Origin of the sequence: Rhodoferax sp. (genome assembly GCF_014859475.1) — a bacterium.
Taxonomy (GTDB): domain Bacteria; phylum Pseudomonadota; class Gammaproteobacteria; order Burkholderiales; family Burkholderiaceae_C; genus Rhodoferax.
On record NZ_JACUUE010000123.1, the window covers coordinates 1 to 7,269 of the forward strand.

Genomic DNA, 7,269 nt, shown 5'->3' on the forward strand with positions numbered 1-7,269 from the left:
AGCGACGCCCCCGCAAAACCCATTCAGCGCAGGTTGCCCGCAGCAAAGCTGCGGGCCGCAGACAGCGGGGTCGCCTTTCTTACCTCGCCCGCCGGGGCGACACCCGGCTCCGAAACCCAAAACAAAAACCACAGCCAACGCGCAAGCAGCCTTGTTAATATGCACGCCTACGCTCGCCAGCCAAGCCAATTCACACTCATGAGCAAACTCAAACAACTCGAAACCTTTGTCTCGGTGGCCACCCGCGGCGGCCTGACAGCAGCGGCCAAGGCCGAGGGCGTGGCCGCCGCCATCATCGGCCGACGCCTCGACGCGCTGGAGGACCGGCTCGGGGTCAAGCTGCTGGTGCGCACCACACGGCGCGTGAGCCTGACGCACGAAGGCAGCGCGTTTCTGGAAGACTGCCAGCGCCTGCTCAGCGACCTGGCCAACGCCGAGGCCAGCGTGTCGGCCGGCGGCATCAAGGCCAGCGGCCATTTGAGCCTGACGGCGCCAGCCGGTTTTGGCCGCCGCCATGTGGCACCGCTGGTGCCGCGCTTTCGCGAGTTACACCCCGAAGTGACGATTTCCCTGAACCTGAGCGACCGCGTGCTGGACCTGGCCGCCGAGGGTTTCGACTGCGCCGTGCGCGTGGGCGAAATGCCCGACTCTGCCCTGGTGGGCGTGCGCCTGGCCGACAACCGGCGCCTGTGCGTGGCCACGCCCACCTACCTCAAGCAGCATGGCACACCGCAGCACCCGCACGATCTGGCCCGCTTTGATTGCTTGACGCTGTCCAACGATGCCTCGCAAACGCGCGGCTGGGCCTTTTCCGTACCGCAAAAAGAACGCCTTGAAGTGATTCACCTCAAGCCCGGCGGGCCGCTGAGCTGCTCAGATGGCGAGGTGCTGTTTGACTGGTGTCTGGCGGGCTACGGCATTGCCTGGCGCAGCACCTGGGAGGTGCAGGCTGAGGTGGCCTCGGGTGCGCTGGTGCCCGTGCTGGAAGAGTTTGCTGCGCCAGCCAACGGCATTTACGCCGTGTTCCCGCAGCGCAAGCATCTGCCACTGCGCGTGCGGCTGTGGGTGGACTACCTGAAAGCGCAATATGCCCGCCCGAGCTTCTGGCTGTCACATGACTGATTCCGGGTGGAGCCGCCGCGTCGTCAGCGGCGAAAGGCCCAGAAACGGCTGAGCACAAAGGTTTGCCCGGCTGCAAAGACCAGCGCCACAAATAGCGCCAGCAGGCTCGGCAGCGCCAGCCAGCGCAGCAACAGGATAAACATGATTTCGTTGCTGGCAAAGCCAGCCAGCGCGGTGACGCCGAATCGGCGCAGGCTGGTGGCCACACTGGTGCCGGCATCCTTGAAACTGAGCCGCCGGTGGCCGGCAAAGCTGACGCCAAACGCAATCACAAACCCCAGCGCGTTGGCCAATTCGGGCCACATGTGCGCGTGGAGCAGCGCAAAAACAGCCATGTGGGTCGCCGCAGCCGCGCCGCCCACGGCCAGGAACCAGAAGGTGGAAGCGCTCACGCCGGGGCTTGATCCGGCAGTTGCAGCGCCGGCAAGCCAAGGCTGCGCGCTTCGTTGTACACAGGAATGACACAGGAAATGGAAGGCATCAGGGTCTGGCGTGTCGGCATACCCCGCATCATGCCAAAAGAAAACCCCGCCAGTGGCACTGTGCGGGGTTTTTTGCGGTTTTTTTAACTGTCAGGCTTAGACTTTTTTGCTCAGGCACGCCTTCATGAAGGCTTTGCGCTCGTCACCCTTGAGTTTTTTGTCGCCCGCTTCCTTGTTACAGGTTTTCATTTTGTTCTGCTGGGTGCTTTTTGCCGCAGGGACCGCAGGCGTTGCCGGTGTCGCCGCGCTGGCCGGCTTGGCAGGGGCGGCTGGGCTTGCGGCATAGGCAAAGCCCAGCGACAGACTCAGGCCCAACAATGTGAAAAACTTTCTCATGGTGACTCCCTTGAAACGTGAACACAGAAACCCCGGCTGGGTTCCCGCTCACGGCCCATCATGGGTCCCGGCAGTTGACGCAGGGCTGACACGCGGTGCCACCCGCCTGATCAACGCGGCGAGGCCGGTTTCTGAGTGGCACAGGCGCTGCACAGGCGCAGCGCCAGGCGTTGCAGGGCCTGCCAGGGCGCCGCCGGCCAGTCGGGCCGCTTGAGCCCCTTGACCACGCCGTCAACAAGGTGGGCATCCTGCAAAAAACCCGCCAGCGTGGCGGCGCTCAGGCGTGGCAGCACGCGTTCAAACAGGCGCTCCTTGTTGCCCCACACCCGTTGCTCGCGCAGGGCCATGGGCAGGGGGCTGCCACGCGCAATGGCATCCTTGACGCGCTTGAGCGCGCGAATGTCCTCACTCAGCGCAAAGTGCACCAGCACCTCGGCCTCGCCTTCGGCCTGCAAGCCGTCGAGCATGCGCTGCACCCGCTCGGGCTGGCCCGCAAGCACCGCCTCGCTGAGCTTGAAGACATCAAAACGGGCCACGTTGAGCACCGCGCTCTCGATCTGCGCAAAGCTCAATTCGCCCTGCGGGTGCAGCAGGGCGAGCTTCTGGATTTCCTGGTGCGCGGCCAGCAGGTTGCCCTCCACCCGGTCGGCAAAAAACTGCAGCGTGCGCTGGCCCTCCACACCGGCCACCACGCGCTGGCCCTGGGCGGCCAGGCGCTGGGCGATCCACTGCGGCAGGGCGGCCCGCTCCACCGGACTCACCTCAATCGTCATGCCACCCTCCAGCGCGGCAAACCAGGCGCTGGCTTTGGTCGTGCGGTCCAGCCGTGGCAGCATCACCAGCGTCAGCACGCTGTCGTTGCCGCGCGATGCCTGCGCCAATTGTTGCAGCGCCACGCTGCCCTCCTTGCCGGGCTTGCCTGACGGAATACGCAGCTCGAGCACTTGCTTGTCGGCAAACAGGCTCTGCGAACCGCCTGCGGCAAGCACCTCGCCCCAATCAAAGTGGGCCCCAGCCACAGTGTGCGAACTGCGCTCGGTAAAACCCTGGGCGCGTGCCGCAGCGCGAATGGCATCGAGCGCCTCCTGGATCAACAGTGGCTCGTCGCCGTGCAGGGTGTAAAGCGGCTTCAGGCCCTTTTGCAGATGCGCGGCCAGGGCAGCGGGCTGGATTTGCATGGGGCAGCGTCAGTCCAGCTGGGCCGGCTGAATGGTGGCCAGACGGCGCAGGATCTGTTGCACGACGTCGGTCTGCATCTCGCGGTAGAGCAGCGCCTCCTCGGCTTCCTTGGCCAGCGCGGCAGATTCGTTGTAGCTGATGTCGCGCCGCTGCACGATGTCATCGTCCACGCTGATTTCCTTGCCACTGGCCGTGCGCAGGCTCAGGCGCACGCGCAGGCGCAACTGGAACTCACGCACCTGGCCCGACACGTTGACACCGACCACGCTCTTTTCGCGCCGTTCATCGGTTAGCGTCAGCACCAGTTGCGCTGTTTTGAGCTCATCTTCTGCGCCGAGCACCCGAACACCAGGGCCAAACGAGGCGCGCAATTCCTGCGCAATGGCGCCACCGGGTTGGGGCAGGATGGCAATCCTCCGAAAAGAAAAGGCCTGACTGCCGCGCAGCCGGAAGCCACAGCCGCTCAACCCGGCACCGGCAGCCGCCAGAATTGCAAGCCGAAGCACAGCGCGCCGTGAGGCGCCAGCCGGGGCTTGCAGAGTTGCGTGTTGCGTCATGGCTCAGAGCACCAGGTTAACCAAACGGCCCGGCACCACGATCACTTTTTTTGGCGCCGCGCCCTGGCTGAGTTTCTGGTACATCTCATGGCCGATGGCGGCCTGTTCGATGGCGGCCTTGTCAGCGCAGGCAGCGACCACGATCGAGCCGCGCAGCTTGCCGTTGACTTGCAGCATGAGTTCGATTTCGTCCTGTACCAGCGCGGCCGGATCCACCTGCGGCCAGGGCGCGTCGAGCAGGTCGCCGAGTTGCGCGGCATAGCCCAGCGCTTGCCACAGTGCATGCGCGATGTGCGGCGTGGCCGGGTACAGGCAGCGCAGCAGAATGCCGAAGCCCTCATTGAGCGCCACCTGGGCGCCCGCACTGTCGGTGCTTTTGAAGTCGTCCAGCGCATTGATCATTTTCATGGCGCCGCTGACCACGGTGTTGTACTGCATGCGCTGGTAGTCGTAATCGACCTGTTTGAGCACGGTGTGGATCTCCAGCCGCAAGGCCTTGGCTTCCTTGCCGAATTCAAGGGCTTGCAGATTGGCGACCGAAGCCGTTGCGGCGTGAACCGTTTGCGTTTGCGCTTGCGTCGCCGCCAGTTTGACACCAAAGTTCCACACCCGGCGCAAAAAGCGGTAGCTGCCCTCTACCGCGGCGTCGTTCCACTCCAGCGTGGCCTCGGGCGGGGCGGTGAACATGGTGTACAGGCGGGCGGTGTCAGCGCCGTATTTTTCAATCAGGTCCTGCGGATCGACGCCGTTGTTTTTGGACTTCGACATGGTGCCCACGCCTTCGTAATCGATGGGCGTGCCCACCGGCAAACCGCCCACGGCCTTGACCAGGCGCGCGCCGCTGACCTTGCCGGCGTCGTCGAACACATGCTCCACATCAGTCGGCCAAAAGTAGTCCTTGCCACCTTTTTCGGTGCGGCGGCTGTAAATGTGGTTGAGCACCATGCCTTGCGTGAGCAGCTTGGTGAAGGGCTCGTCCACCTTCACCAGCCCCAGGTCGCGCATCACCTTGGTCCAGAAACGCGCGTACAGCAGGTGCAGGATGGCGTGCTCGATGCCGCCGATGTACTGGTCCATCGGCATCCAGTAGTCGGCACCGTCGGCCACCATCTGGTCGGCATTTTTGGGGTCGCAATAGCGCATGAAGTACCAGGAACTGTCCACGAACGTGTCCATGGTGTCGGTTTCGCGCCGGGCGGGTTTGCCGCAAATTGGGCAAGTCACACCCGCGTGAAAAGCCTCGCACTTGTTCAGCGGGTTGCCCGAGCCGTCTGGCACCAGGTCATCCGGCAGCACCACCGGCAGGTCTTTTTCCGGCACCGGCACGGCACCGTGTTCCTCGCAATGGATGATCGGAATCGGTGTGCCCCAGTAGCGCTGGCGGCTGACGCCCCAGTCACGCAGGCGCCAGGTGATTTTTTTCTCGCCCAGGCCCAGCGCTGCCAGGTCAGCCGCCACGGCTTCGACGCAGGCCCTGAAATTCAGGCCATCGTATTTGCCCGAGTTGATGGCGACACCCGCGCCTTTTTCGGCATACCAGTCGTGCCAGACAGACGTGTCAAACGCGTGTGAAGCCACAGCCACCACCGGCTTGATCGGCAAGGCGTATTTGAGGGCAAAGGCAAAGTCGCGCTCGTCATGCGCGGGCACGCCCATCACGGCGCCGTCGCCGTAGCTCATCAGTACATAGTTGCCGACCCACACTTCGACCTTGTTGCCGCTCAAAGGGTGCGTCACAAACAGGCCCGTGGCCATGCCCTTTTTCTCTTGCGTGGCGAGCTCGGCCTCGGTGGTGCCGCCATGGGCACATTCCTGAATAAAGGCGGCCAGGGCCGGGTTGCTTTGCGCTGCGCAAGCTGCAATCGGGTGCTCGGCCGCCACGGCGCAAAACGTGACGCCCATGATGGTATCGACCCGGGTGGTGAAGACGTACATGCGGCCGTCGTCAATCAGCTTGCCGTCGGCCGCCCGGATGTCGTGCGTGAAAGCAAAGCGCACACCCTCACTCTTGCCGATCCAGTTTTCCTGCATCAGCTTGACGCGCTCGGGCCAACCGGGCATCTTGTCGCCGGTCACGTTGGCCAGCAGCTCTTCTGCGTACTGGGTGATGGCCAGGTAATAGCCCGGAATCTCGCGTTTTTCCACCACGGCACCGGTGCGCCAGCCCTTGCCGTCGATGACCTGCTCGTTGGCCAGCACGGTCATGTCTACGGGGTCCCAGTTAACAACCTGGGTCTTGCGGTAGGCAATGCCTTTTTCCAGCATTTTCAAAAACAGCCATTGGTTCCACTTGTAGTACTCGGGCGTGCAGGTGGCCACCTCGCGGCTCCAGTCGATGGCCAGGCCCATGGCCTGCATCTGCTGCTTCATGTAGGCAATGTTCTCAAACGTCCATTTGGCGGGCGGCACGCCGTTTTTCAAAGCGGCGTTTTCTGCGGGCAGGCCAAAGGCGTCCCAGCCCATCGGCATCAGCACGTTGTAGCCCTGCATGCGCAACTGGCGCGTCAGCATGTCGTTGATGGTGTAGTTGCGCACATGGCCCATGTGCAGCTTGCCGCTGGGGTAAGGCAGCATGGAGCAGGCATAAAACTTTTTCTTGGGCTTGCCGTTGGCGTCAACCGCGTTTTCAGTGACACGGTAAGCGTCCAAAGCGGTCCAGTGGGCCTGGGCTGCGGGTTCTACGTCGAGGTGCTGGTATTTTTCTTGCATGGCGGTCTGGGAAAGCGGCGCAGGCACCGCTGTGGCGTGAAATAAAGATCGATTTTAGGGTTTGCCAGCCGCTGGCAGCGCCCGCCGTGGCATCACTTCAGGCTGAGCACATCAGCCATGTCGAACAGACCCGACTTGCGCCCGCTCAGAAAGCGCACGGCACGCAAGCTGCCTTGGGCATAAGAGACCCGGCTGGATGATTTGTGGCTGATCTCGATGCGCTCGCCGACACCGGCAAACAACACCGTGTGGTCGCCCACAATGTCGCCGCCGCGGATGGTGGCAAAGCCGATGCTGGAGGGGTCGCGCTCGCCGGTGACGCCCTGGCGCGCATAGACCGCGCAGTCTTTCAGGTCGCGCTCCAGCGCGCTGGCAATGACCTCGCCCATTTTGAGCGCGGTGCCCGAGGGCGCATCCACCTTGTGGCGGTGGTGCGCCTCGATGATCTCGATGTCGTACCCGGTGTTGAGCGCCTTGGCCGCCATCTCCAGCAGCTTGAGCGTGACGTTGACACCGACGCTCATGTTGGGCGCCATGACGATGGCGATGTCTTTGGCGATCTCGCCGATTTGCTGCTTTTGGGCGTCGCTGAAACCGGTGGTGCCAATGACCGCGTTGATGCCGAGTTCGCGACACACCTGCAAATGCGCCAGGGTGCCCTCGGGGCGGGTGAAGTCGATCAGGGCCTGGGCTTGGTTCAGGCCGGTGCGCAGGTCGGCGCTGATGGCCACGCCGCTGCTCAAGCCCAAAGCGGCCGCCGGGTCCATGCCAACGGCCGGGCTGGTGGCCACATCGAGCGCGCCGCTGAGCTTGCAATCGTCAGCCCGGCAAACGGCCTCGATCAGCATGCGCCCCATGCGCCCGCTGGCACCGGCCACGCAAAT

At 63.7% G+C, this 7,269-nt stretch carries 6 protein-coding genes and 1 pseudogene; 1 reads left to right on the forward strand and 6 read right to left on the reverse strand.

Going from position 1 to position 7,269, the window contains the following annotated elements; all coding sequences use genetic code 11:
* The first annotated feature begins 198 nt into the window (after window positions 1-198).
* On the forward strand, window positions 199-1,122 hold the full coding sequence (locus tag IBX54_RS10535; protein WP_296542612.1) for a LysR family transcriptional regulator: 924 nt from the start codon (window positions 199-201) through the stop codon (window positions 1,120-1,122).
* Between the two features lie 23 nt (window positions 1,123-1,145).
* Here the strand turns inward: IBX54_RS10535 and IBX54_RS10540 are convergent, their stop codons facing one another.
* From IBX54_RS10540 to dapB, 6 genes and pseudogenes are all read right to left on the reverse strand, one after another.
* Window positions 1,146-1,514 (reverse strand): GtrA family protein, encoded by a 369-nt coding sequence (locus IBX54_RS10540; RefSeq protein ID WP_296542613.1) that lies wholly within the window; start codon window positions 1,512-1,514, stop codon window positions 1,146-1,148.
* Between the two features lie 195 nt (window positions 1,515-1,709).
* Window positions 1,710-1,940, reverse strand: a pseudogene (locus IBX54_RS10545) (PsiF family protein); the annotation flags it as partial.
* 110 nt (window positions 1,941-2,050) lie between these two features.
* Window positions 2,051-3,118: a DNA polymerase III subunit delta gene (gene holA / locus IBX54_RS10550; RefSeq protein WP_296542614.1), complete on the reverse strand. Its 1,068-nt coding sequence runs from the start codon at window positions 3,116-3,118 to the stop codon at window positions 2,051-2,053.
* A 9-nt stretch (window positions 3,119-3,127) separates the two neighbouring features.
* Window positions 3,128-3,676, reverse strand: a complete 549-nt coding sequence (lptE, locus tag IBX54_RS10555) for an LPS assembly lipoprotein LptE (RefSeq protein WP_296542615.1) — start codon at window positions 3,674-3,676, stop codon at window positions 3,128-3,130.
* A 3-nt stretch (window positions 3,677-3,679) separates the two neighbouring features.
* Entirely contained in the window at window positions 3,680-6,385 is a 2,706-nt protein-coding gene (leuS, locus tag IBX54_RS10560) for a leucine--tRNA ligase (protein WP_296542616.1), read from the reverse strand.
* A 92-nt stretch (window positions 6,386-6,477) separates the two neighbouring features.
* A partial coding sequence (dapB, locus tag IBX54_RS10565) for a 4-hydroxy-tetrahydrodipicolinate reductase (protein WP_296542617.1) occupies window positions 6,478-7,269 on the reverse strand: 792 nt, incomplete at its 5' end.

What these genes read in the sequence shown, in the direction of transcription:
- IBX54_RS10535 (WP_296542612.1), top strand. Translation starts at nt 199, where the DNA reads ATGAGCAAACTCAAACAACTCGAAACCTTTGTCTCGGTGGCCACCCGC.
- holA (WP_296542614.1), bottom strand. Translation starts at nt 3,118, where the DNA reads ATGCAAATCCAGCCCGCTGCCCTGGCCGCGCATCTGCAAAAGGGCCTG.
- lptE (WP_296542615.1), bottom strand. Translation starts at nt 3,676, where the DNA reads ATGACGCAACACGCAACTCTGCAAGCCCCGGCTGGCGCCTCACGGCGC.
- leuS (WP_296542616.1), bottom strand. Translation starts at nt 6,385, where the DNA reads ATGCAAGAAAAATACCAGCACCTCGACGTAGAACCCGCAGCCCAGGCC.